This is a genomic window from Sphingomonas sp. NFX23, from assembly GCF_049887795.1.
Taxonomy (GTDB): Bacteria; Pseudomonadota; Alphaproteobacteria; order Sphingomonadales; family Sphingomonadaceae; genus Sphingomonas.
The window spans coordinates 740,105-761,296 of sequence record NZ_JAGEKH010000001.1; the positions used below are offsets into that span (position 1 = coordinate 740,105).

Below are 21,192 nucleotides of genomic sequence, written 5' to 3' on the forward strand. Positions count from 1 at the left end.
GAATCGTTAGACCTTAGATAGTTAACGACATTCACGCGCAGAGGTGAAACGCTGCGAACTACATTGGAAACGGACCATTCTCCGTGTTCGTCGGCATCGAAGGATTTGCCGGATTCCTGTTGCTCCGTCGTCGGAAGCAATTTTGGACGTGCGGCGGCGGGGGACATGCACGTGGTCCGGGCACGACCGGCAAATCCCTCCGCGGAAGGTGGGATCGGCTTTTCCAGCGCGCGCATGGGAAGCGGCGTTCCAAGCGACGTGCACCCTTTCGACGCCGGCGCTCGGCTCGCCCGAACGTCTTGCGATGCTCACGTTCGTCGGCTCGCGCGGCATCGAGTCGGCGCAACTCGCTGGTTCAGCGGCCTGCGCGTCCGACGAAGGCACCGATCGCGATCACCAAGGCGATGACCGCCCAGCCTTCCCAGGTCCTCGGTGTCCAACCGAGACCCACGAGCTTGGGCTCGAACCAGTCTCGCGGATGGTTCATGACGGTTTCCGCGGGCCGGCATCCGACAGGGTCGGGATCGGGGCGGCGTCATCGGCCACCCATTCTCGCCAGATGAGAATCAGCACGGCCATCACGGCGGGTCCGACGAACAGGCCCAGCAGGCCGATGGTCTCGACGCCCCCGATTATGCCGATGAGGACCCAGACGAACGGCAGCTTGGTGGCCCCACCGATCAGAGCCGGCTTTGCGGTGTGATCCACCACGAAGGACATGGTTCCACCGACCAAACCGACGACGATCGCGGCGACGACGGCTCCTTTGACGACCAGCAGCACGAGCGCGATCAGCATCACGGCGATCAGGCCGAACGGCACCATGGCGCCGACGCCGGAGAGCAGACCGAGGAGGATGGGGTGCGGAACCTGCGCGAACGCGTAGATCGTCGCCATGAACACGCCTTGGGCCATGCCGAGCAGCACGACCCCGTCGACGGTGCCGCGGACCGACAGGGTGATCTGGCGACCGATGCGCAGGCCTGCGGCACCGAAAGCCCTGTCGATGGCTCGGGCGAACTGTGCGCCGATCGCGTCGTGATCGCGGATGATGAAGAAGAGCGTCAGCACGGTGAAGGCGAACACCACCGCACGTTCCACGATGTTGTGACCGACCGACTTCGAGCGCTGGATGACGGTCCCCATGTCCAGTCGAGCGAACTGTTCCGCGGCACCGGCAGGCGTTGATAGGTGGCTCGTCCACCACGCGGACAGCTGTGCCGAGCCGACCGGCAGGTTGGCGACCCAGGCCGCGACCGGCACGCCATGCGCGCGCGCTCCGTTTATCCACCCCGCGATGCCGTCCACCTCCGTGACCGCGCGGGTGATGGCAATCACGAGAGGGACGACCACGACCGCGACGACTGCGAGCGTGATCAGGCCGGCGACCAGGGCATGGCGATGCGGGAGCAGGCGCAGAAGGCGAAGCCGCAGCGGTTCGACTGCTATCCCGACCACGGCGGCCCAGAGGACGGCGGGAACGAAGGCGGAGCCGATCCACAGGGCGATCGACGCCACGGCCGCGGCCAGGGCGACCCGGGCGCGTATCTGCGTCGACGTAGGTTTGGCGTGCATCGAAGACCCCGATTTCATATTGGCGTGTGTCTACGAGCGCGGCTCCGCGGAGCCAACCGGCAGTTCGCGACGGTCGACGCTGACGGGCGATCCGTCCACGTTCACGCGGTCCTCGCCGACTGGCGTTCCGCGATCGAGGAACGCGACCTCGGGCTCGCGAGCTATGCCAGACGTCGAGGCGCGACAGAGCACGCCGCATTTTTCGCGTCGCTCGATCGTTAGGCGCCCTTAGGACCCGCTCAGATAGGTCCACCTGACGAAGGTCATCTATCGCGACCATCGGCGGACCGGCATGGCCCGACGGGTGACGGTGGTCTTGGTCGACGTTGTATCCACGATCGGACACGCGCCGAACGGTCGCAGCGTTACGAGAAGGTAGCCTCTACCTCGACAACGAACGTAGACAACCAGCCGGCCTTGAAGTCGGCGAATTTGGCTACTCCGGCCGACATGCCGAAGCTCATGTCGGTGGACTGGGAGAAGCTCATGGTGCCGTGTCGAGCGTTGCAGGTGGCCGCGACGACTTCCGGAAAGTCCTTGATCCAGGAGTAGCTCTCGAGGTGCTTTTCGCGGGTGCGATCGTCATACGTCGCGGTCATTCGGCGCTCGTGCTGCTGTTCGCGGCCCGCCGCCGCCTTGGCCGAGACCTTTTCCAGTTCGCCGCCCACGACGACGTGCTTGCGATCAGAGGATCGGATGAGGACGCTCAATGCCTTCAGCCGCGTCTCCGACCTCATGTAATGAATGATCTCCGCGACCTTCTGGCTCATCACGTAGGCATGGAATTCAGAAGATCTGATGATGTTCTCGGCGATGCCCGCTCGCGGAAGGCGCATGTAGGTCAGGCCGCGCATCAGAGGCTGCTGATGGACGTCTCGGACGCCCTTCGCATCTTCGATCGAGTAGAGCGTGACTGGCGGTTTCGCAGAGGGACCGAAGATAAGTTCGCCTGCCGCCGCCAAGGCCACGCCACCCGCGGCTGCGCCGCCGACCGCAGCAGCGGTCGTCGCGACGAACGGAGCCGCGACCACGAGTCCGGGTGCAGCGATCAGCGCGAGGTAGGGACGCTCCTTGGCAACGCTCAGCGCACGAGCGCCCCATCCCTGCCGCGTTGGCTCTTCCACACGGATGATCTCGACCGACATGTTTCGCTCCGTTCCTCATCGGCGCATAGCGGCGTGCCGTTCGCGTGCAAGGACTTACCGGTCGCCTTGGCACGGCGCGGCGGCGATCGCGGACATGACGACGCCGAGCCCGATTTCCAGGCATCGACGATTGCAGATGGCTGGCGGCCGACGATGCCGGCAGGTAGGTTTCCCCTGTCATGCCCAAGCCGATTTCGAACCCGCAGCCGCAGAGGCTCGCCCGCACCTTCCGGGACCTGCAGGACGAGCGGATATCGGACATCGAGACGCTCGCGGCGTTTGCTCGCGCTGGTCTGCCGGGCGGCCTCGACTGGGACGAACTGCTGAACTCGAGACGCATCCTCCTCATCTCCGAGGCCGGAGCGGGCAAGACGTTCGAATGCCGCACGCGACGCGACGCGATGTGGGACGCGGGGGAACCAGCCTTCTTCCTCGAACTCGTCGAGCTTGCCCGATCCCCCGTGAGCGAGATGCTGGACGTCGCCGAGGAGATCCGGTTCGAAGCCTGGCTTGCGGCCGAACACGAGATCGCGACCTTCTTCCTGGATTCGATCGACGAACTCAAGCTCACGCAGGGATCGTTCGAGCGGGCGTTGAAGCGACTGGCCAAGGCACTCCACGGAAAACTCGATCGCGCGCGCATCGTCATCACGACGCGCCCGGTGCCTTTCGATGAGGAGCTGGTCCGACGCCATCTCCCGGCGCCTGCGTCTCCACTCGCAGAAGGCCTGGGAGCGTCGTTCGCGGACGTGGCGACGCGCAGGACCGCGATCAGGACGGACGATGGCGCCAAGCGCTGGATCAACGTCGCGCTGATGCCGTTGTCCGACGACGAGATTCGGACGATGGCGGCCATCGAACGGATCGCGGATCCTGACGACATGATCGCCGACCTGCGGACCCGAGACGCGATGGATTTCGCACGACGGCCGCAGGACCTAATCGAACTGTGCGCGGACTGGCGCGACCATCATCGCATCCGCACCCACCGCGAGCAGGTCGGGAGCAACGTCGGCGTGAAGCTCAAGCCCCGCATCGATCGTGACCGGCCCGAGATCGCCGATCTTTCCGCCGATCGGGCTCGCGACGGTGCGAGCAGGCTGGCGCTGGCGATGCTGCTCACGCGACGTCTGACGATCCGCCACGCCGCCGAGGCGGACCGCCGAGGAACTCCGGCAACCGCTCTCGACCCCGCTGTGATCCTGCCGGACTGGACACCGCAGGAGGTTAGGACCCTGCTCGAGCGTGCGCTGTTCGGCTTCGCGAGCTACGGCCGGGTCCGCTTCCACCATCGCTCGGTTCTCGAGTTCCTGGCGGCGGAACGCCTCGACAGGTTGCTCGAGTCAGGCGTTCCGGTGCGCACGGTCAAGCGGCTGCTTCTGGCGCAGACGGCGCAGGGCGATCACGTCGTGAGGCCGGCGATGCGTGCCGTGGCCGGGTGGCTGGCCGGCAGTCGCGATGCGATCTTCGACGCGGTCCTGGCGCGCGAGCCCGAGGTCCTTCTTGATCACGGCGATCCGCAATCGCTGGACGTCAGCCGCCGCGCCAGGGCGCTGCGGGCATACGTCGAGCGGCATGGAACGGGCGGGTGGCGGGGGCTCGCCACGCCATACGTCCAGGTGCATCGATTCGCGTCGCCCGACCTTTCACCTCTGGTGGACGAACTCTGGAGCCGGGGGATCGAAAACCTCGAGGTCCGCGACCTGCTCCTATCCCTCATCGGCGCGGCCCGCATGGTGGCCCTCGCCGACATCCCGTTCGGGGTCGCCAGAGACGCAGCGGTCGCGAGCAGGGAGCGGATCGAGGCCATCGACACGCTGATGCTGCTGAAGGACGCCCGGCTCACGTCGATCGGAACGGAACTGGTCGCGGGTTCGCCGGACTGGCCCGACCGCCTCGCCGAAACGATCGCGCTGCGCCTGTTTCCGACGTGGCTTGGCGTCGATCCGATGCTGCGGCTGCTCCGGCGGCTGCCCGATCGGTCGAGCAGAACCGCGGACCTCGGCTGGCATCTCGTCAATCTCGTCGCCGCGGTTCCGCTCGACATGGCGGATCTCGACATGTTGCGGGGGGGTCTTGCGACGCTCGTCGTCGAAGGCGTCGCGTGGAGGAGCGACTGGCCCCATCTCAGCGCAAGCAGGCCCCGACTGCTGGCCTGCCTAGCCGAAACCTGCCTGCGGCAGATGGAGGCGGGATCGGAGTCGGCGCTGCCCCTGGCGTCGTGCGCCGTGGCGATCCGCTTTCACAACGACGACAAGTCGCACGGCAAGTCGATGGAACGGCTGCGGACCGCGGTGCGCGAACTGTCCCCGGAGGCCCGCGGCATGATGTTCTGGTCCGACGACGCGTTCGTGCAGTCGCTGCATGAGCATCCGGACGCGGCGGAACGTCTCTTCGAGGTCGATCGTGCGCTCAAGCCGCGCTCGGTGGAGGATGAGACCTGGGTATTGGCTGCCTTGGGCGACCGTGGTCGAACCGAGATGGAGCGGGAGATGATGATCGAGGTCGCCCTGCGCGAGTTCCGTCGCGACGGTTCGTATGCGGATCATGCCTCCAGACTGCGCGGGCTCGTGTCGGACTCGCCGCATCTTTTGGCCGTCCTCGACATGCATGCGAAGCCGCGCGAGGTCGACGGTCTTGTGCAGAAGTGGATCGAGGAGGATGCGCTGCGCGAGCGGGAGGGCCGCGAGCGCGACGCCGCATGCCGTCAGACGTGGGTGGACTTCTGGTCGGCTCTCGCAGCCGACCCGGCGACCCATTTCGCCGAGGAGAGGACGGGCGGGACGGTCTGGAGCCTCTGGCAGGTCATGCGTCGCTCGCCGGCCGACGGCAGGAGTTCGGGCTGGAACCGTCGCTTCATCGAGGAGCACCTCGGGCACGAGGTCGCGAACCGGCTGAGGACCGCTCTGATGGCGACTTGGCGCCTCGACAGGCCGACCCTGCCTCACGAGCGAAGGGGCAGGAACCGGGGCCAGACGTTGCTTAGGTGGGAGCTGGGCCTGTCCGGCATCTATGCCGAGGCCGAGGATCCGGAGTGGGCTCGCGGCCTAACGTCGGCTCAAGCCGAACTCGCGGCGCGCTACGTCCCGCTCGAACCGAACGCGCTGCCGGCATGGCTCGAGAGCCTGATCGACGCGCACCCGGAGGCGGTGGACAAGGTCGTGGGGGATCTGCTGCAACGGGACCTGGACGAGCCGGCCACGTCGCCTCATTGGCATTCGTCCCTGCTGCAGGCGGTGGGATATGCGCCGCCCGCGATGGCGACGGCCTTCCTGCCCCGGCTCCGGGCATGGTTCGGTCGACGACATCGTCGAAACAGGAAGGCGGAGGATCCGGCGGCGGTCGGCGTGCGACTCGATCGCGTGGCCCGCATACTGCTGGGAGTGCATGGAGCTGTGCGAGCGGTTGGGCGGTGCCGTGCGGCTCGACGTGCGGGCTCTCGACCTGCGCCGTCGATTGGCGACGGAAGCCGCCAATCCTTCAAGACGCAACCAGCGGTGAGGGTGACGCCAGAAAGACCGCTGGCAATACACAGGCTTTCCCGAGGATCGCGATCGTCGGGGCCGGCTGCCCTTCGGCGAAGGCCGGACGGTCCGACCATCGATCGTTCTCGCTCCGCGTTTTCGGCCGGACCGTATCGGAACCGACCCGAAACCGGTCGGACGTCGTGCTTTCGGGTATCAATCACGAACCGGTCCGAGACTGAACGGCCTCTGCGAGTGCTGCCGCCTTGCGAGTTTGCGGGGTGACATCCGTGTCACCCTAGGGTGACACGGATGTCACCCTTAACAGAACAGACTAGAGAGGTTTGTCTTGATGAGCGCGGTCTGAGTTCGGCGTCCGGTTGATCGCGTGCCTTTCCATCGTGAAGGCAGCGCCCAGCCGAGTATGTGCCAGGGGACCGGACGGAGGGTTTACCGGCGCTGATCCATGCCGGCCGTCATCGATAGGTGTGCCGACTTCGATGCGACACCAAGTTGGCCATCCACGCTCACTCCCGACTACCTGTCCATGAGCGTCGCCTTCCAGAGGCGGCCGTCGTCGGAGAATTCCATGCGCAGGTCGTATGTGTCGAACGCATACCTGGCCCAACCATGGGTATGGCCGATGAGCGCGTCCGACCTGCCCGGAGCTTCGTCTTGCGCGGGACCAAGATGCTTGATGATCTCGTAACGGTTCAAAGCTTGGGCGGATTGATCGAGCATGTCGGCGTCATAGGCCGAGTATCCCTCGTGGCTCTGCACGAAGACGTGTACGTGACTCAGCGTCTCCGCGCGAAAGCCAAACTCCAATCCGGAACCGATGAACTTGCAGAAGAGCGTTCGACCCTGCGGATCGTCGTAGATTGCGGGAGTCTCTGAGATGGCGGGAGTGTCTCCGAGCGCTACGAACATGTCATTTACGGCTGTGCTATCCCTTTTGCAGCCAAGGGCTCGAATGAAGCCGGGCCAGTAATCCGTCATTTGGCAATCCCTGTATGCGGAGTTCTCAAAACCATAGTTCCGGCAGCTGCGGCCAAAAGCTTCGTATCATAGCCGCTGCTGCTCAAATGTGCCTGCAGGACATGCGCATCACGCCAGGCGGCGCGAGACGGATCAGCGGCATTCTGACCGATTTGGGCTGCCGATCATGCGGCAGTCGACCGCGAGATTGAAGCCCCCCGCGACGTTGCGGAGGCGAAGCGGCTGGAAGCCGTGGCAGAGGCGCTCAATTTCGGAAAGGCCAGGATCGCGGTCCCTGAGCGTGATGCATGGACGCGACTTGGGAACGATGCCCGCGACTGGATCGATGCGATTGATCCTCCTCTTCGTTCGACGCCAAGAGTCGCCGCCACGGGGTCCGATATCGGCCTGGCGCGAGCGGGTGCGGCGCTCGTCCGCCATGTCGTCGAGCGGGATCGCGTGCGGACGGTTGACAGACTGAGGAAGAAGCTTCTGGCAACCGCATCTCAGACGCGCCGTCCGGACCATGCTCGCGTCTTCCAGACGAGCCCCCTCCGGACTGGCGCGGCCGGCATCCCACAGAATCCTGCGTGGACGAGCGGTCGCTTGAGCATCTGCGGAAGCGCATGGCGAAGCTCGCGAACTGACGTCGCTCGTCGGGACGCGGGGCCATGCCGCTTCGGTATTGTCCCGGAGTGGGTTTGATGCCGTCGAATCGTTAAGGTGCGTGTGATTAAGAATGCATCTGCAGCTTATCATGGCTGCGGTCGAGCATGCCGCCGGACGGTCCTGCTGACGTTTAACCCGATTGACGAATGGAACCTACGGTGGCCTCGGAACAGAACATGACGACGGCCGACATAGAGATCGGACGGATCTACTACGGCTTGCTGATCGACAGGGCTCCTTCCGGGCGGCTGCTGAGCTATGGCGATCTCGTCGCTGCCGCCAAGGCGGCGCATCCGGACAACGAGTTCGTCCAACGGGCGATCGCCGTTTCGGCGGGGCGCCGGTTGGAAGCCGTGCGCGTCTTCACGAACCAACGGGCATATCCGGACATCACCAGCCTGGTCGTGAACGCTTCGACCGGCGAGGTCGGTTCGGCCTTCGGGACCGATCCCGTGGCTCGCCGAGCCGAGATCGCGGCGTTCGACTGGTCGTCGGTCGACGACCAGTTCGGAGAGTTCATCGTCCACCTCCACGCCGCAAGGCCGGTCAAGCGCAACAAGGTGAAGCGGGACGAGGCGAAACGCCTGATCTGGGAGTTCTTCGACGAGCACAGGCAGACGCTACCGCCCAGTCTCGCGTTCGACCGGGTCCGACTTCAGGAGATGGTGATGGAGGGCGATGCGGTTGCCGATGCGTTCGAAGTCGTCGTTTCCGATATGGCTCCGCGCGAAAACAGCAGCACTTAGAGTGAAGCCAGACGACGCGACGGATGACCCTGTCGGCATGCTGCCGTTCTGGACATCGGCGCAGGCACCGGGCGCGACGCGGTCGCGCTGGCCGCGCTTGGCCACCGCGTCACGGCGGCCGAGCCCTCTTCGAAGATGCTTCGCCTCGCGAAGGCGCTGCATCCCGGAAGCGGAGTGGTCTGGGTGTCGGACGCCCTGCCCACAATTCGCAAGGTCGGCGGCACCTACGACGTCGTCCTGCTCAGCGCCGTCTGGATGCATGTTCCGCCCGCCGACCGCTCGGCGGCGCTGTCACGCATCGTGGACCTGACGTCGCCGGGAGGAAGCGTCTTCGTCACCTTGCGTCTCGGACCCGGCAGCGTCGATCGGGCGATGTGGTCGGTCAGCGCGGAGGAGCTCATCCGCCTCGCTGCAGCACGCGGCATGACGACTTCGGATCTCGGGAAGCGGCCAGACCTGCTCCGCCGTGATGGCGTCAGCTGGCAGACCGTCAGGCTCAGTCGGAAAGACTGAGCCTGGAACCCTCCATGGCCGGGGGATCATTTCTTCGGCATCACGGCTTCGAAGACTCCGGTCTCGCTGGCCCTTGTTCAGCGCGGCGGCGGACGCTGGCATGATTCGCCATTGCGTCGGCAATCGCTAACGGCGACGTTGCGCGGGGTGCGCCGCATGTCCTCGCAGGTTGCCGACGCCGAAACACTGCTGAGAAGGCGGTCGAATGGCCGACCGGACCTGCATCTTATCGACGAGAATCCGCCGTCCGATCTCCACCCGACGGATGGGGGCATGGCAGCATCAAAGCCCGCAGACGGTCAGGAACGCCGGCGAGAAATCCACGTCGACCCGTCCGTCCGCCAGATCGAGATCATAGCTCAGGAGTTCGATCCCGCACTCTGAAACCGCTTGGGCCAGGGGTGCCGTCGGCAAGCCCGGAAGGAGAAGCACTCTCCGGTGCTTCGCGAGCCGTGGCAGCAGTCTGGGGTAGAGCAGCAGCTGTCCGACGCCGCCATAGACCTCCGAAGCCGACGTTCCCGTCTTTATCTCGAGCAGAAGCCTTTCGGAACCGACGACGATCTCTCCGTCCACCTCGTACCCGCGAGCATGTCTCGGCTTTCGGAGGTCGCGACCGTCGGCGTTCAGCAGCTTCTGCAGGGCCAGCCACACCTCTCCTTGGATCTGCCTTCGTCGATTGTGGTTCATCGACGGCTGACCGGAAGTTTCGCCACCCTGTTCGGGTTTGCCGAAGAGATCGTCCAGCCGTTCCTCGTCCCTTCGTGCCTCGTCTGCAATTTCGGCGCCCCGCGCCACGCTGCAGCGCTCCACGAAGCTGCCGACGTTCCGGCAGATCGCCCTGGAGGGGACGTCGAGCGGCGTCACGACGAACCAGGAGCGTTTGGCGGCTCTGTCTCCGATGGTCAGATCGATGGGCGCAAGTCCGGTCCGCTCGGCGAACTGGACGTCCACGCGATCGGATTGGGCGTTCTTGTGAAGGACGCCCTGTCGCAGAAGGTGAAGTCGTCCCGAAGCGTCTCGCCCGATGCCGGAGAGAGGGTTCTCGTTCCCGTATTGCGCCGGTTCGTTCAGTTGGACCGTCACGTTCTCGAAGGTGGCGTCGCTTCCGAGGACGACGAACTCTCCCAGAGCCATGTCCGCGCTGTTGCGATTGCCGACCGCGATCCTTTCGTCCGGCAACCACCAGTAGCGCCCATGCCACGTGGCATGCTCCGTTATCGCGTTGCGCCAGATGGAGAATGCGTCACCGATGTCGATCGGATCTGTAAGCAGCTCGAACGTCAAGAGCCGTATCCTTTCGTGTTCGCGCGTCGCACGGACAGCAATGCCTATGGTCGGTCCACGGAGAGCGAGGGGATCCGATGTCGTCTGCCGATGGCAAGGACCGGTTCACGGTTCGTGCGTGTCACGCTGTGTCGGCCAGACCTTCAGACGCAGCATGGCAAGGCGTCCTCCCATTGTCGATCGTGTCGATGGACAGCATTCTCTATTTCCCGATGCAATCACCGTCGCGTCGCTGTCCGGCCGCTGCGTAGATGTGCCCTTACCGCTTCAGGATCACCGTTCTTCGGGAACGTCCAATCAGCGCTGCCGGCATCGGCGATCCCGTCCACCCAGTCTCCTCGGTCGCGCTTCGTCAGCAGCCACTTCCCGAACGCTGGCTTCTGCTCCGGCCGGTTGTCGTCGTGGTCGGTCGTCATCGCACTTCCGAATCGGCGAACCAGCCATCGCATCTAGCTGGTGCTCCTTCAATGTTCTCGACCCGGGCTTAGCTGCGGGCATGCGGCGCGGCGTTTCTAAGCTTCTGGCGCGATCAGAGGCATCATGACCATTGCCAAATGTTAATCGTGACTTGACGTTATTTCGTCTTACGATGCCTGATTCTCGGACACGTCGATCCTATGCTGCAAACCTGAGATCGTCTGCTGGAGATAATTCCATCGTACCGGGTCCGCTAAGGCTAGCGCAGCTTCGGCTTGCGCCCTTCTGGTCTTCAGCACTTCGCGGTTCCGGACGTGCGGCGATGAGGGACATTCACGTCGGCGAGGCAGCGCGATGCACGGTCGCAGCCAAACGGACGCAGGCAACTTTCCACTTCGCCTTCGAGGGTCATCTTGATAAACTCCGGCTACGTTCGAGTGAGATACTGTTGGAGCGCTGCAATGTTCACGATCGGAGCTACACGACCAAGACCTCAGGTTGACGGGCACGCGGGTGTCGTCCTGGGCTGTATGGTGCTCGTCGCGTGTGCGGTAAACGCCGTGGGAGAGATGACCGGGTTCGGGTTCGTCGGCGCTGGCTATCTCATGAGCGGGCTAATCGGAGCAGGATGCACGTTGGCCCTGCTGTGGAAGACCTGCGAGGACTACCCCGACTCGGCCTGGCATCCCCTCTCGGCGTGGCCCGTCGTTGCCGCAATGTTGTGGTACAGCATGTTCACGGGCTTCAACTACATGGCCGCACAGACCAACCCGGTCCTGTTCGAGGCCGCAAGGGGCCTGGGGCTTGGCGTCGAAGCCAGGTTTCTGCCGTTCTACGCGTCGCTCTGGTTCAAGCTCGGCGGTTTCGGACTGATCGCCGGGTTGCGCTTAGTGCAATACGTTCGGGAGCAAAGGTGCCGATACTGATCATCGGCTGCGCAATCTGCCGAGATCGCCCTGATCCGCGGATTCGCGGGAGGAATCGCGGTGTCTGCCGGCTTGGCGGAATGCCAACAGGCTCGACCGAGGCCTCCGTCAGACCATCCGCTGTCCGGTGACGGTCCCGTCCTCCTTACCGCCAGGCCGTAACCGGCAGATTTTGTTCGTCACGTTGACCGCCTCGTCCACCGCGACGAGACCGGCGGGCCTGCTCTGGTTGACGGTGATCGTGATGATCAGGAAGGGACGCGTCGTCGTCGCGTATGATGGTGGTCTATTTTGCCACGAGAACGGGTTCGGTTTGGTGGACGCCCGCAGGGAGAGTGCCGTACTCTCATGGCATGATCCAATTCCCCGAGCCAGAAGCCATGATCGGCATGCAACCCGATGACCTCGCATGGTTCGTTCTGGCTCATATCCGAGAGCAGGGCGGAACGACGCATCGCGAAAACTACGTTGCGTCATGGCAGCGTGGATCTCAAACGAATGCCGTTCGCCGTTCCATGGCGGAAGCGTTCGCCTGGTTGGAGGTGCAGCAGCTGCTCGTCCCCGATCCGGGTCATGGAAGCAGCGAACGCTATCGCGTTTCTCGTCGTGGCGAAACGGTGGACACGGAGGCGGCATTCAAGCGCATGCGCTCGGCCAGTCAGTTCTCCCTCGATCTGCTGCATCCGCGGATACGGGAGAAGGCCGGGGCCAGCTACTCGCGCGGCGATTTCGGCCCGGCGGTCCTGCTCGCATTCGTCGAGGTGGAAAACGGCCGTGCGGAATGCATCCCGCATCACCGATCAGGTCGGCGTGCGTCTCATGCACGCCGCCTTCGCGAAGGACTCGGGTTCGCTCGCTGACCATCTGGCGGATGGTGGTGAACAGACGGCCATGGCGAACCTCTTCGCCGGAGCGATCGGCGCCTTCAAGAACCCGCATAGCCATCGATCCCCGAGTCTCAATGATCCACGTGAGGCGGCGGAGATTCTGATGCTCGCGAGTCGCCTGATCGGCATCGTCGACGAGAGGAGGGTCTTTGCATGAACCCGTGGCTGCTTGCTCCCGTCGATTCCGCTCGCGCGTTCCCGGGGATCGACTTTCCCTTTGCCGCTCCTTCGCCGACGGAAGGCCCGGCGTCGCCAAGACCGCCCGGCGTCTGACGGGGATGGATTGGCTGGGGTTGAAGATTCGGAGGAGGCCGAACTTTCGGAATCCATTCGACGCCGAGGACCGTGGGGATGGGATCGAACGGATCAGACCGTGAGAACTGCGAAATGACGGTCGACCTGTTGCGGGCGGACCGTCGCGCTGCGGACGATGGGACGGAAGGCGCCGTCTCAAAATACAGACCGCTGGTCTTCCACCTAGGGTCTGAAGCCGAGCCAGCGATCGGCGCAGATGTTCCGCCTTGCCGCTAGGCTCGCCTCTCAAGCAGCGGAGGCGTCGTTCCCGCCCCTGCCTGCCCCCTGCCCCGGTCTCGATCCCGCGTTCACGTCCGTCGAGGCGGCAGGATGACCACTAATCCGCGTATGTGCCATCTGACTCGGCCCAGTGGAGAATGTTCGGATGTTCCACGTCATCCTCGCGTATCCTGTATCTGGCGACCAGGAAACGCTCCAGGCCGGCGTGTCCGAGACACGCAGGCGGACGAAGACGTCGACCATCGAGGTAGGCCGTCAGGTAGGCGGCGGCATGCAGTTCGAACTGATCTTCCGAAAACAGGCCGGGATCCAGCACGTCATCCGCCGCTTCGGGCGTTTCGATCAGCTTCAGCGCGATGTCGCGAAGCTGTTCCGGAGCAAGATGCCCGTGAGGTGCGAGCCGATGGTTCATGGCGATGTTGCCCAGTATGCCTAGGATCTCCCAATCCTTCATGCCCTTCCGACGTAGCCGGTGGAGGCGTTCTCTGCAGGGGGGATCGGTCCTGAGCCGCTCCAGCGTATGGACCAGCGAAGCTCCCGCTCGGCGGTAGCGGTGGGCGATGTCGACCATCGCCTCCGCTTGATCGTAGGTAGGCCCGGCCCCATCGAACCATGGTACGCGCTCATGCGCTCGCGAGTGGAAGCGTCGACCCGTCCCGAAAGCCGGCACGGCCCTCCTGACATCCTCGGCGAACAGTTCGACGGGAACGAACTCCCGGTAGAGTTCGGCATAGGGGCGACCGACGAATATCGGTTCGAAGACGGACCGATCGAACGATGCCATCAGCGCATCGTCCCGCAGGACGGAGCAGGACCGCAGAATGGTCCCGAACAGAGCGATGCCGTCAGCTGCGTCACTGGCGGCGCGATCCTGCGTCGGCAGGCGCACGGTGAATTCGCATCCTCCCTCATCGGGAAGATCGATGCTCAGTTTCGCCACCTCGGCATCGCGCGCGACCTTGATGGTGATCTTGCCGGGCACGATGCCGAGGTCGCGACCCGCCATCGCGCAGGCTGCGAGTTGCAGTTCCGCAATCAGTTGTTCGGCGCCCGGTGTGTTCGCACGGTCGTTTGCGAACTCGCAGCACCATTCGATGCCTAGCGCATCCCAGCGAACGTGCCGGGTAGGACCGAGGTCGCCGAACGGGCGGTCGAGCAGTGCTTCCTCGAGGCCCGCCCACGCATCGTCCCAGCTCCCCTCGTTCCAGAATCCGGTGGGCTGGTCGGCGGTTCGCAGGATCGCGTCTCTGATCTCGGCCGGCCAACCGGCAAGGATTGCATCGATACTCCGGCGAGTTTCCGCATCGCCGCGTTGCAGGATGCCGAGCAGCGCAGCGATCTGCCCCATGTTGTCCTGCACGCGCGGATGCTTTTCCATGTCGAGCGGTCGCTGGTCATGTTCGACGTGGGCCAGCAGCAGCACGGGGAACAGTTGCAGGAAGCCGAGCGAGTTGCCTGCGGCGTCCTCTGCCTCCAGTACCTCCAGCAACGCGCGAGGCAGCATGTCCGCAGTGCGGACGGCGTCCTCATGCCTGGCGATGTATGCTGCGGCCATCGCGTGATACTTGGCGGCATAGGCCAGGCCGAGGCTCCCATACAGTTCCGATAGCAGGAGCAGAATGCGCAGCATGCCGCCGATCTGCTCCCCCGTGAACCATTTGATCTTGGCCTTGTGAAGCTCCCGGATCGCGGCTCCGGTCTCGTCGCGTTCGAGTAGGGCGAAGGCACGGTCGATCGCCTTTTCTCCGGCCGCAGCGGCGCCTGCTCGCGGAGCCAACAGGTCGTCGGCACGGGATGCGAGGGTGAGCAGCTCGTCGACCTCGCCCATGTAGCCGACCAGTCGCGCGAGATGGTCGATGAATTCTTCGATCGGATAGAGCGGGGCATCCACGACGCAGTCGAGCATCGTCCCCCAGAAGGCGAAGGCTCGATCGTGGTCGGGCAGCCGACCAGATTCTGCTGGAGTGAGTTCGAGACTGCCGCGCATTCGCAGCAGGCCGCTGCGTCGGCCCGGCCCGATACCCGACTGGCGGAGCCAGAGTTCGAACAGATCCAATAGCCTTCGGCGACGAGTGAACAGTGCGGCTTCATCGATCTGATACTGATCGAGATGGTAGGCGCCGAAGCAGTAGGTCAACAGTACGACTGCGTCGGTGATCTCGCCGATGCTCTCGTGCTCCTCGACGTCGGTGTAGTAGTTCTCCACCAGGTCGCAGACCGGCATCAGGTCGCCCTTGCCGCGAAGGTTGGCGACCGCGATCTCGTACATCGCATCGCGAGCGATGGCACGTGGGACCGGTTCCCCGATGAACACCGCCATCCTTTCGAGCCAGAAGCGCAGATCCGCCCGTGCGGAGTCATCGAACGTGGCTTTCCGCAGACCGGCCTTTATTGCTAGAAAGTCGGATCGGTTTACGGGGATCGGTTCACGTGACTGCCAGTCACTCAGGTGTTCCACGTATCCCTGATCAAGCTCTACGGCTGGCATCATGTCCGACGGGAGGTGCAGGTATTCCTGCGCTATCCAGAAGATGCCTGGTTCAGCCAGCCATTCGGCGATTGCGTTGCCGTCGAAGATCTGCAGCGGCAAACCCTTCGCCTTGGCCTCTTCGATCAGCTTCAACCTCTTGGCGACGGGCAGGTTGGGTTCGCAGAAGTAGACGACTTCGTCCACGTCGTCCTGAGCAGCCAACGTGGCGACGTCACGCCGTATCTTGGCGTCTGTCTTCCGCGCCAACGTGCACGCGAACACGATCCTGCGACTGCCGCTCGAACGGGCGGGGAAGTCGCTGCCGGGCGGCCCCGGGATGGGGTTGTCGGTGACGAACGTCTCAAAATCGCGGCCGCGATCGCCGCCGCTGCTCACTGGTCCGGTCGATGGCAGTATGTTGCTCGCGATGCGCGCACGCGCGACGTGGCGGGCGAGGTGTTCGAACTCGTGATGTCCGTTGCGGGACCCGAGATCGCTCAGATGATAACGGATGATTCCCGCGAGCTGGACCGGATTCGTTCCGACTTTAACGTTTGCCAACGACGTCCTTCCATCTGGCTGCACATGCGTTGGATGATAAACTCCTTTGCGTCGGGCAGACAGCCGTTCGCAGGGTTTTGGAGGGACTACCGTTGTTCATCGTCGATGTCTGCGTCAGGTTCAGCAACGCCGCTTGCATCGAACCCCACCCGTGGCGCGTGGGCGCCTGACCTTCGATTACTCAGGCGCTGCGGGCAGCGACGGTGCAAGGGCGTGGAACGACCCCGCGGTCCTGAATGTCCGGAGGAGGAACTCGGACAGGGGCGCCGTACCGGCTCCCCGCCGGTTCATTGCGGGAAGTCGCCCCTGTGATGCTTCAGTTCGATCAGCGCGCCTCACGTACGACAAGACCGATGATGGGCGCCGCGTCGCGCGGACGACCGATCGATACCGCCCTTCATCGACTTGCAGAGCCTGTCGCCTTCCAAGACGGGCGGCCGTTACCGCTTGTCGGGAGAGGACGTTCGACCGACGTCGGACCGCGAAGTCGGTGCCACTGGACCGCCGTCGACGCCGACGGGATCCTGGTCACGTGTGAGGTCCTGTCGGCCACCATCGGCCAGGTCGAGCTTCTGGAATGCGAAGGGGCTTCCGACAACTATGATTCGTCGGCCGGACCCGAGGTCTCGGTAGCTATGCCGGGATGGAACACGAACCTGTCGCATGGCCGTATGATCACCTGACTGGATCGTCTCGATCCGGTCACCACGAGTTCGAGAATGGGAACGAAGCGAATCGCCACGAGATGGCGATAGTGAATATGCCCTTTGTATGCTGCGTCTCTCGTGCATGCCGTAGGGGACGATGCCGAAATCAATTCGTGGCCCGGGCTGTCTCGTCATGGAACGACCTGCCGGGGCATGCTCGAAGATCGCGACCGTGCGCTCCCATCAGCCGATGAGGCTGGCCTCGTAGATCTGCCGGACCGGGCGACTGCCGACGATGTACGACGGGTCCGCCGTCGACGTCAGATAATTCAGATGCGTCGATGCCATGGACGGCCTCGTCATCAGCTTCATGTCACCGCATGCCGTCTCGGACACCTCGACGAAGCCGTGCCGCTCGAAGCGCCTCACACCCCCATGCAGACGCGGATCGATGGCGGTCCAGAAACTCTGGACTGCGGCATCCCGCTCGAGAAGTTCGATGGTCGCACCGATCAAATCCGAAGCATGGCCTCGGTTGCGATGTGCAGGCAAGACCACCAGGTTGTGCAGCACGGTCTGCGGACCCGGGCTCGCCATGATGCAGCCGATCGGTCTTGTGTCGTATGCAGCGATCATCACCGTGCTGTTGACGAGGCTTTCGCGCAGACCCGGCACATCGGCGGAACCCGCGCCCTGCTCCGCTTCGTTCCCCGTCAGCATGGCCATCAGAGCTTCGTAATCGAATGGCCTGGCACGACGGAGGAGGCACGTGTCGTTGTCGGGACGGTTCACATTCGACACATGCTCGTCTTGTACGACGTCAGCGAGCGCGCGCGGCCGTCTCGTCTGTGACGGACCTGGTCGGCGCGCTGCGAGCAGCGGCATCGGCCCGAACAAGACGTGCGGCCTCGCGCTCCGAATAGCGGTCCGCGATGCCCTGGATCTCACGGATCATGTCTCTGCTGAGCAACGCCATCTGTTTTTCCTATACCCTCGGGTCTAACAATTCCTGAACGACGACGCTGGTTCCACCATCCCCGCCGTCACCTCGTGCATGTAGGACGCAACCGCCGTTATAGAAGCGGGACGGGTACTGCAAGCCGAGCCTGAAAGTCACCAGCAGGCCTTGTCCTGCTCGCCGAGTACTTCGGAATGCCTCTCCCGGTCGCCGATGCGTACGGGAACGCTGCCCTGATAACGCCAGGCCTTGGCGCCCCCGTCACGCCGGCCGTCCAATGCGACGTCCTCGACCGCGGTTTCCGCGATCGTGAGGAGGACGGCCTGTGCGTCGTACGGGCACTTCAGCTGCAGCGGGCGCGACGCCCCGTCGTCGCGCCACATCGCGACGATCCGGTCGTCTCCGTTCGAACGGAACGTACCGAGGCGATGCTGGAGCGTCATCAGTCCTCGCGACGTCAGGGTGAGGACGGCGCAGCCGGGATCCTCCGCCAGCACGGTGGCGTAACGGGCGGGCCAGCGTGCTTCCACTTGGGGTGCGTCCATGAGCAGGGCGACGACGAGGTTGGGACCGACCGCGCGTATGATCTGCTGGCAGGGATCGATGCGGGCCAGATCCTCGCAGATCATGGCCGCGAACACCGAGTCCCGCCGCATCACGGTGAAGTCCACGAGCCTGGATTGGAGGGATATGTTCTCCCACCAGGAGAGTTCCGGGGACAGCGTGCCTAGCAGGCCGTAGTCCCGCAGCTGTGTTCGATCGAGCTTCCACCGGTGATGCTTCTCGCGCACCGTCTCCCGCATCTGATCCGGTCCGGCTCCGGCCGTCGTCGGAAAGGTGCTCGTGGCGACGAAGTTGCCTTCTCGACCGGCCCCGTTCGACGAGGTCCCCGCGATGAGGATCTCCGCTTGGGGAAGCTTTGCGCGCATCAGGGTTCGAATCTGTTCGAAGGCCTCGTAGTCCAGCGCGAGTTCCGGGAAGACCAGGCCGTGGATCGCATCCGCCTGCCCCAGTCCGGCGTCGATCACCGCTTCGACGAAGTCCAGAAGCTTATTCCTCGGGACGTCGTTGATCCAATGCTGGTTGATGCCGAAGTAGCCGAAGCGCGGGACCGCGCCAGGTCCGCTGCCCGAGACGTCCTCGATCATCGCCGCATCGAAGGATTTCGCGTCCAGCGAAAAGGGAAGGGGAACCAGCAGCAGGTTCATCACGCCGGCGGGCATCCTGCCGACCCCCGTCGACGGGCGGACGAAGTTCGGGGTCCAGCGGCCCTTCACGATTCCCACCGGAGGCAGAAGGGCCAGATGATGGGATAGCGAGCGCAGAGTGCAGCCGACCGACGGCGTACGCACCTTCGGCAGCACGCTGACCACGGCCGGACTGGCGATCGACAGGGAGTTTATGTCGCCGAACTCCCCTACGTCGTCGTCTTCGGAAACAGCGCTCGCGGCCGGCAGCATCCGCTGGGCGTGCTCGAGGAACAGTTCGAACTCCATCCACAGGATTTCGGCCGGCTTACCGACGTCGAAGCGCTCGATCTGCTCGATATCCAACTGGTACATCGTTCCCTTGGCGGCCTCGTCCGCGATCGCCAGCAGACGCCAGGCGTGCTTCCACCAGAACGGGACGGCCGAACCGTCGCCGCCCCTGTCGAGCACGTTCGCATCTTCGTTGGCGCAGAATAGCACCCACCAGCTTTCGAACAGCGGCTCCATGTCCTTCCAGACGTCGCCGTTCGTGAGATGCTCCGACAGATCGACCATGCGGTCCGACTTGCTGCCGAGCGTCCTCCATCGCTCGGCGGCGCGACGGACCAGATCGGAGTCGTCCGGAGTGATGTCGATGTGGCGAAGATGCGCGGCATCCGGCGATGTACCGCCCACCGGCATCATCTTGATCGGCTGGATGTGATGATAGACTCCTGCATTCTCGATCAGGTGGGCAGCTGCCGCGAACACGTCATACGGCAGACGAGGCGGTATGTGACGGATCGGGTCGAGCGCGCGATGACCCGTGGGCGCCGCCGCGACAGCCCATCGACGAACGCAGTTCCCTACCTTCATCGCAAGCTGCCCGTCGGCTTCGGCGCGGTCGGCCGACCCCGGCCTGACGTCGCCCGAGGGCGTTGAGGCCAACGTGCTCAGAGGGGGCGGCCGACGAAACCAGCGCCGATCGTCGTACGTCGGCTTTCCCGTGGTGGCGATGGCGCTCCCGAACAGGAGGTCGAAGGTCTGGCCGATCGTGAAGGTCATGTGGAGCTCTCTTCGCGACGGCCGATGGATTGTCCAGTCCTCGCGGCTTCGCGGCCCGGCTGCGGCTGGAACGCGGTCCACCGTAGATCTGCGATCAAACGCGATCCGCGTGCCAAGCGGTCAGGATCGACGCCCATCCGAAAGGGTTCGACCGAACGAGGGCCGAGCGTTTTGTCCCTGTCCCTTCGGTGCGTAGGCGCGGATCCAACCTCGTCGTCGAAAGACGCACGTTGGCAACCTCGCTGTCATGGGGAGGCGGCGGCTCGCGTCCCCGATCATGGGAGGGTGGAAAAAACAGATCGTAGCGCAGGATGCAGATCCGCGCGGCGACCACAGCTCGCCTGAGGCATGGCGGAGCGCGGCACCAGCAAGCATCTCGCGGACAATGTGGGATTGAGTCCTGCACGACCGGGCAGCGGCCTCGCCGACTTCGTCGAAGGTCCGTTTGACGTCGTTCGGGTCGGATCGGACTGCCGAGCCCGGAGCCCCATCGGCATGGAGGCCAGGGTGGCCGCGGCACAGATGCTCCGCGCACGGATGCGTCCCCGCTTGGACGTCGCGAACGGAAAGCCGAGGGATGACACGGATGTCACCCCAGGGTGACACGAACGTCGCCCTTAACAGAACAGGTTAGTAGTACAGTGGAACGACGGGATCACACGGTGCTCGAGTGTGCGAGCTCGTCCCTTCAGATGGCACGACGACACCCGGCAGGACGACCGGGGTTTGGATGCTTCGTGGTGCGTCCGCCTCGAGAAGCGAGACCGCCTCTCGATCGATCATCGACGTATTAGTCCAGCGGGCCGCGGGGTCTTAAAGTGGGTCAGCCCGGAGCGACCCCATCGGCATTGACCAGATCCGGACCGACCAACGTGCCGATCACCCGAACCCGCTTGTCGTCCAGGTCCACCGGGGTGCAGTGAAGTTCGAGTAGATAGCGATCGCCCAGGTCACGCCGCAGATGGTAACTGCCACCATCGCGCAGAAGAGTGCCGGTCTCGTCGACCTTCATACCGATCATCGTCAAGAGCATGCTCCTCCACCGGCGGCAGCTGTCGGCCGGTCGTAGCGGCCTTGCGTGTTAGGGCGCTAGGAACATGCCGACTGATGCCCTGCGCCAGCGACCGCGTCCACCGTGATCGTCCAGCGGCATGGATCCGTCAGCC

General features: G+C 64.3%; 19 protein-coding genes. 6 read left to right on the forward strand and 13 right to left on the reverse strand.

What is annotated here, in order from left to right; genetic code table 11:
- Nucleotides 1-355: 355 nt before the first annotated feature.
- From J4O76_RS03250 to J4O76_RS03265, 4 genes are all read right to left on the reverse strand, one after another.
- Nucleotides 356-487, reverse strand: a complete 132-nt coding sequence (locus J4O76_RS03250; protein WP_426280183.1) for a hypothetical protein — start codon at nucleotides 485-487, stop codon at nucleotides 356-358.
- Entirely contained in the window at nucleotides 484-1,575 is a 1,092-nt protein-coding gene (locus tag J4O76_RS03255) for an AI-2E family transporter (protein WP_426280185.1), read from the reverse strand. The genes J4O76_RS03250 and J4O76_RS03255 overlap by 4 nt, the downstream gene beginning before the upstream one ends.
- Before the next feature lie 30 nt (nucleotides 1,576-1,605).
- The gene (locus tag J4O76_RS03260) at nucleotides 1,606-1,767 is read right to left on the reverse strand and encodes a hypothetical protein (RefSeq protein WP_426280186.1); all 162 of its coding nucleotides are present in this window, start codon (nucleotides 1,765-1,767) and stop codon (nucleotides 1,606-1,608) included.
- A 173-nt stretch (nucleotides 1,768-1,940) separates the two neighbouring features.
- Nucleotides 1,941-2,720, reverse strand: a complete 780-nt coding sequence (locus J4O76_RS03265; protein WP_426280189.1) for a hypothetical protein — start codon at nucleotides 2,718-2,720, stop codon at nucleotides 1,941-1,943.
- Nucleotides 2,721-2,899: 179 nt separating this feature from the next.
- On the opposite strand from J4O76_RS03265, the gene J4O76_RS03270 reads away from it, so the two are divergent.
- Nucleotides 2,900-6,469 carry a hypothetical protein gene (locus tag J4O76_RS03270; RefSeq protein ID WP_426280190.1) on the forward strand — a complete coding sequence of 1,190 codons (3,570 nt, stop codon included), beginning with the start codon at nucleotides 2,900-2,902 and terminating at the stop codon, nucleotides 6,467-6,469.
- 252 nt (nucleotides 6,470-6,721) lie between these two features.
- Here J4O76_RS03270 and J4O76_RS03275 read toward each other — a convergent pair whose 3' ends face one another.
- Complete coding sequence (locus tag J4O76_RS03275) at nucleotides 6,722-7,183, reverse strand: hypothetical protein (RefSeq protein WP_426280192.1); 462 nt, start codon at nucleotides 7,181-7,183, stop codon at nucleotides 6,722-6,724.
- 132 nt (nucleotides 7,184-7,315) lie between these two features.
- Nucleotides 7,316-7,603 (reverse strand): hypothetical protein, encoded by a 288-nt coding sequence (locus J4O76_RS03280; RefSeq protein WP_426280194.1) that lies wholly within the window; start codon nucleotides 7,601-7,603, stop codon nucleotides 7,316-7,318.
- 404 nt (nucleotides 7,604-8,007) lie between these two features.
- On the opposite strand from J4O76_RS03280, the gene J4O76_RS03285 reads away from it, so the two are divergent.
- Together J4O76_RS03285 and J4O76_RS03290 are read left to right on the forward strand one after the other, a co-directional pair.
- Entirely contained in the window at nucleotides 8,008-8,577 is a 570-nt protein-coding gene (locus J4O76_RS03285; protein ID WP_426280196.1) for a hypothetical protein, read from the forward strand.
- Between the two features lie 48 nt (nucleotides 8,578-8,625).
- Nucleotides 8,626-9,090: a class I SAM-dependent methyltransferase gene (locus J4O76_RS03290; protein WP_426280399.1), complete on the forward strand. Its 465-nt coding sequence runs from the start codon at nucleotides 8,626-8,628 to the stop codon at nucleotides 9,088-9,090.
- Nucleotides 9,091-9,372: 282 nt separating this feature from the next.
- On the opposite strand, the gene J4O76_RS03295 is transcribed toward J4O76_RS03290, so the two are convergent.
- Nucleotides 9,373-10,374 carry a hypothetical protein gene (locus J4O76_RS03295; protein WP_426280198.1) on the reverse strand — a complete coding sequence of 334 codons (1,002 nt, stop codon included), beginning with the start codon at nucleotides 10,372-10,374 and terminating at the stop codon, nucleotides 9,373-9,375.
- 218 nt (nucleotides 10,375-10,592) lie between these two features.
- Nucleotides 10,593-10,790 (reverse strand): hypothetical protein, encoded by a 198-nt coding sequence (locus J4O76_RS03300; protein WP_426280199.1) that lies wholly within the window; start codon nucleotides 10,788-10,790, stop codon nucleotides 10,593-10,595.
- Nucleotides 10,791-11,252: 462 nt separating this feature from the next.
- Here J4O76_RS03300 and J4O76_RS03305 point away from each other — a divergent pair, with 462 nt between their 5' ends.
- From J4O76_RS03305 to J4O76_RS03315, 3 genes are all read left to right on the forward strand, one after another.
- Nucleotides 11,253-11,717, forward strand: coding sequence for a hypothetical protein (locus J4O76_RS03305; RefSeq protein WP_426280201.1), 465 nt, complete (start codon nucleotides 11,253-11,255; stop codon nucleotides 11,715-11,717).
- A 353-nt stretch (nucleotides 11,718-12,070) separates the two neighbouring features.
- Entirely contained in the window at nucleotides 12,071-12,577 is a 507-nt protein-coding gene (locus tag J4O76_RS03310; RefSeq protein ID WP_426280202.1) for a hypothetical protein, read from the forward strand.
- The gene (locus tag J4O76_RS03315; RefSeq protein WP_426280204.1) at nucleotides 12,537-12,761 is read left to right on the forward strand and encodes a TIGR02391 family protein; all 225 of its coding nucleotides are present in this window, start codon (nucleotides 12,537-12,539) and stop codon (nucleotides 12,759-12,761) included. Before J4O76_RS03310 ends, J4O76_RS03315 begins: the two co-directional genes overlap by 41 nt.
- A 474-nt stretch (nucleotides 12,762-13,235) precedes the next feature.
- Here the strand turns inward: J4O76_RS03315 and J4O76_RS03320 are convergent, their stop codons facing one another.
- The 5 genes from J4O76_RS03320 to J4O76_RS03340 form a co-directional block, all read right to left on the reverse strand.
- Entirely contained in the window at nucleotides 13,236-16,169 is a 2,934-nt protein-coding gene (locus J4O76_RS03320) for a hypothetical protein (RefSeq protein WP_426280206.1), read from the reverse strand.
- An 890-nt stretch (nucleotides 16,170-17,059) separates the two neighbouring features.
- Nucleotides 17,060-17,542 carry a GNAT family N-acetyltransferase gene (locus tag J4O76_RS03325; RefSeq protein ID WP_426280208.1) on the reverse strand — a complete coding sequence of 161 codons (483 nt, stop codon included), beginning with the start codon at nucleotides 17,540-17,542 and terminating at the stop codon, nucleotides 17,060-17,062.
- 94 nt (nucleotides 17,543-17,636) lie between these two features.
- Nucleotides 17,637-17,792: a hypothetical protein gene (locus tag J4O76_RS03330; RefSeq protein ID WP_426280209.1), complete on the reverse strand. Its 156-nt coding sequence runs from the start codon at nucleotides 17,790-17,792 to the stop codon at nucleotides 17,637-17,639.
- Between the two features lie 137 nt (nucleotides 17,793-17,929).
- On the reverse strand, nucleotides 17,930-20,026 hold the full coding sequence (locus J4O76_RS03335) for a hypothetical protein (protein WP_426280211.1): 2,097 nt from the start codon (nucleotides 20,024-20,026) through the stop codon (nucleotides 17,930-17,932).
- Nucleotides 20,027-20,849: 823 nt separating this feature from the next.
- Complete coding sequence (locus J4O76_RS03340; protein ID WP_426280400.1) at nucleotides 20,850-21,047, reverse strand: DUF5818 domain-containing protein; 198 nt, start codon at nucleotides 21,045-21,047, stop codon at nucleotides 20,850-20,852.
- Between the last annotated feature and the right edge of the window lie 145 nt (nucleotides 21,048-21,192).

Excerpts from the sequence above, each read along its gene's own strand:
- J4O76_RS03310 (WP_426280202.1), top strand. The coding sequence starts at position 12,071 with ATGATCCAATTCCCCGAGCCAGAAGCCATGATCGGCATGCAACCCGAT.
- J4O76_RS03275 (WP_426280192.1), bottom strand. The coding sequence starts at position 7,183 with ATGACGGATTACTGGCCCGGCTTCATTCGAGCCCTTGGCTGCAAAAGG.
- J4O76_RS03285 (WP_426280196.1), top strand. The coding sequence starts at position 8,008 with ATGACGACGGCCGACATAGAGATCGGACGGATCTACTACGGCTTGCTG.
- J4O76_RS03280 (WP_426280194.1), bottom strand. The coding sequence starts at position 7,603 with ATGGCGGACGAGCGCCGCACCCGCTCGCGCCAGGCCGATATCGGACCC.
- J4O76_RS03315 (WP_426280204.1), top strand. The coding sequence starts at position 12,537 with ATGCACGCCGCCTTCGCGAAGGACTCGGGTTCGCTCGCTGACCATCTG.
- J4O76_RS03265 (WP_426280189.1), bottom strand. The coding sequence starts at position 2,720 with ATGTCGGTCGAGATCATCCGTGTGGAAGAGCCAACGCGGCAGGGATGG.
- J4O76_RS03250 (WP_426280183.1), bottom strand. The coding sequence starts at position 487 with ATGAACCATCCGCGAGACTGGTTCGAGCCCAAGCTCGTGGGTCTCGGT.
- J4O76_RS03325 (WP_426280208.1), bottom strand. The coding sequence starts at position 17,542 with ATGGCCATGCTGACGGGGAACGAAGCGGAGCAGGGCGCGGGTTCCGCC.
- J4O76_RS03335 (WP_426280211.1), bottom strand. The coding sequence starts at position 20,026 with ATGACCTTCACGATCGGCCAGACCTTCGACCTCCTGTTCGGGAGCGCC.
- J4O76_RS03305 (WP_426280201.1), top strand. The coding sequence starts at position 11,253 with ATGTTCACGATCGGAGCTACACGACCAAGACCTCAGGTTGACGGGCAC.
- J4O76_RS03255 (WP_426280185.1), bottom strand. The coding sequence starts at position 1,575 with ATGCACGCCAAACCTACGTCGACGCAGATACGCGCCCGGGTCGCCCTG.
- J4O76_RS03330 (WP_426280209.1), bottom strand. The coding sequence starts at position 17,792 with ATGGCGTTGCTCAGCAGAGACATGATCCGTGAGATCCAGGGCATCGCG.
- J4O76_RS03300 (WP_426280199.1), bottom strand. The coding sequence starts at position 10,790 with ATGACGACCGACCACGACGACAACCGGCCGGAGCAGAAGCCAGCGTTC.
- J4O76_RS03340 (WP_426280400.1), bottom strand. The coding sequence starts at position 21,047 with ATGATCGGTATGAAGGTCGACGAGACCGGCACTCTTCTGCGCGATGGT.
- J4O76_RS03270 (WP_426280190.1), top strand. The coding sequence starts at position 2,900 with ATGCCCAAGCCGATTTCGAACCCGCAGCCGCAGAGGCTCGCCCGCACC.